The sequence below is a fragment of the Nostoc sp. CALU 1950 genome, from assembly GCF_051172895.1.
Taxonomy (GTDB): Bacteria; Cyanobacteriota; Cyanobacteriia; order Cyanobacteriales; family Nostocaceae; genus Nostoc; species Nostoc edaphicum_A.
The window spans coordinates 1-2,649 of record NZ_JBDNJQ010000336.1 but is presented as its reverse complement, the minus strand read 5'-3'; the positions used below and the strand labels follow the sequence as shown (position 1 = coordinate 2,649).

The following is a 2,649-nucleotide window of genomic DNA, read 5'->3' as shown; positions in this document are numbered from 1 at the left end:
CTAATTCCATTTGGTTTGCGTTCTCTCATATCGCTTTTAGTCTAAACTCCAGTTAAGACCCTTCCCCTCGGATTATATGAAAGTGGCATATCAAGTATCCTCTTCAATTCAGCCTTAAAATTATCTGCTTGTGAAGATGCGTTGACGCTGCTAGAAGAACAATGCTCTGACAGTGAAAAACATTGCTCAGATTATCTACACCTGATTTTGACAGAACAACTGTTATTACAAGGTTGTACCCAAGAAGCACAAGAAAGTCTGGAGCGTGTATCAAATGAATATCAAAATAACGCTGCGATCTTTTGGGGTTGGTTAAGTTTTCTGCGGGGTGAAAATGAACAAGCGATAAAATATTATACAGATGCCCTGAAAGCGATCAAAAAGGCTACAGGCAAACGGCAAATATATTTCAATACAATTGGGGGCTTATTTTTTATCCTCGCATTGTTAAAAGATGGTTCAGTGCAACGCCTCAAAGAAGCAGAAGAGCATACCCGTTTGATGTCCCGTCAAGGGGATCATTGGCTCAGGTTCACTTATGGCAGACTGAACATGGTATTGCAAGTTCAGCTTGGCGATATTACCCAAAAACAATTTGTAGTTAGTGGTCATATTTCTTCCGTGGAAGAAGAAAATAGCTTACAAACATTGTTTTGTTCACTATGCCTTTACTGGATGGATGCAGAAAGTGCTAAAAAACGCTTACCTAATTTACTAGAACCACTATATCAGCGATCGCTCGCCTCCGGTTATCACTGGTTGGCAATGGAAACCGCAGAACTCCTATCCAGGCTCAAACCAAGTAGTAACTATAAACAACTTGCTCCCGCACTGCGAGAAGATAGCAATATCCAAACCATCGTAGACTTAATTCGACCCCAAGAAGCTTGGGAAATGTGCCTCAATGCCCTGGCAAATCTCCAATCAAGACCACAAACATCCCTAAAGCCAGAATTGGAACTGCGTTTAGCATGGTTCATCACCTTCTATCCCAGCAGATGTGTCTTACAACCACGAGAACAAAAAGTTAATGCCAAAGGGGAATGGAGTAAAGGTCGCCCCATAGCCCTCAAGCGTCTCAACAGTGCATTATCTGAGTTTGATTACATCACACCCCAAGATATGCGGGTATGTAGTTGTATTGAAGTATATAGTGAAGGTTATTACGGCAAAGTTGATTATACCTTCGGAGAAAAAGCCATCTCTGCTTTAATTGGACACCCGTTGGTTTTTTGGGAAGATACACCTACTATCCGTGTAGAAATTGTCAAGGGAGAACCGGAACTACTGGTTAAAAAAGGGAAACTTGATCGTCTCACCTTGGAATTTTCTCCCAAATTACCAGAATCACAGAATATTCTGCATATCAAAGAAACCCCAACTCGGATCAAAGTCATTGAAATTACTGCTGAACATAGACGCATTGCGGAGATTATTGGTATAGATAATAAATTAAATGTACCTGCCTTCGCCGAAAAGCAAGTTTTGGCAGCGATTAATGCTGTCTCTGGCATCGTTACCGTACATTCTGACATTGGTGGCGGACTCGAAGGTGCAGAAGAAGTACCCGCCCAGACTCTACCCCATATTCACCTTTTACCTGCTAACGCCGGCTTGAAAGTCGCGCTTTTGTCACGCCCCTTTGCCCAAGGTGGTCCCTACTACCGTCCTGGTACAGGTGGTGAAACAGTAATTGCCGAGATTGACGGGAAACGTCTGCAAACCAGACGAAATCTACCTCAAGAGAAACAACTTGCTAAAGCTGCCATCAAAGCCTGCCCCACCTTGACGCGAACTGAAGAACAAGATGGTGAATGGGTTATAGCTGACCCAGAGGACTGTTTAGAATTGCTGCTAGAACTGCAAACGCTGGGAAATAACGTAGTCATAGAATGGCCACAAGGAGAAAAACTGCGTGTTAGCCACAATGCCGATTTGAAAGACTTTAACTTATCAATTCAACGTCAGCAAGATTGGTTTGCAGCAACTGGGGAGTTGAAATTGAATAACGACCTAGTGCTGGATATGCAGCAACTACTAGAACTATTAGAGAAAACGCCCAGCCGTTTTATCCCCCTTGGTGATGGTCAATTTCTAGCTTTAACTCAAGCTTTTCGGAAACGCCTCGACGAATTACGGATGTTTTCGGAAAAGCATAGTAAAGGTATTCGTTTTCACCCCTTGGCAACATTAGGGTTAGAAGATTTTGTCGATGAGGTAGGTAAGGTAAAAGCAGATAAACATTGGAAGGCACATAGAGAGCGACTTAAGGAGGTGCAGAACCTCCAGCCAGAATTGCCATCTACGCTGCAAGCAGAACTACGCGACTACCAAATGGAGGGTTTTTGTTGGCTAGCGCGGCTGGCACATTGGGGTGTAGGAGCTTGTTTGGCAGACCAAATGGGACTTGGTAAGACCTTGCAGGCATTGGCTGTCATCCTCAGAAATGCCCATGAAGGGCCAACCCTAATTATTGCGCCGACTTCCGTGTGCATGAATTGGGTGAGTGAAGCGCAGAAGTTTGCCCCAACTCTTAATATTATTCAATTTTCTGGTGCTAACCGCCAAAAATTATTAGATAGTTTACAACCTTTATACCAATTTTATATGAAGCTGCATATAATAGAGAAAACAAACTCGATAAATTAA

General features: G+C 43.0%; 1 pseudogene. It reads left to right on the top strand.

Features of this window, described 5'->3' with window-relative positions:
- Positions 1 to 57: 57 nt before the first annotated feature.
- A pseudogene (locus ABF638_RS37660) lies at positions 58 to 2,595 on the top strand (SNF2-related protein); the annotation flags it as partial.
- Positions 2,596 to 2,649: the final 54 nt, after the last annotated feature.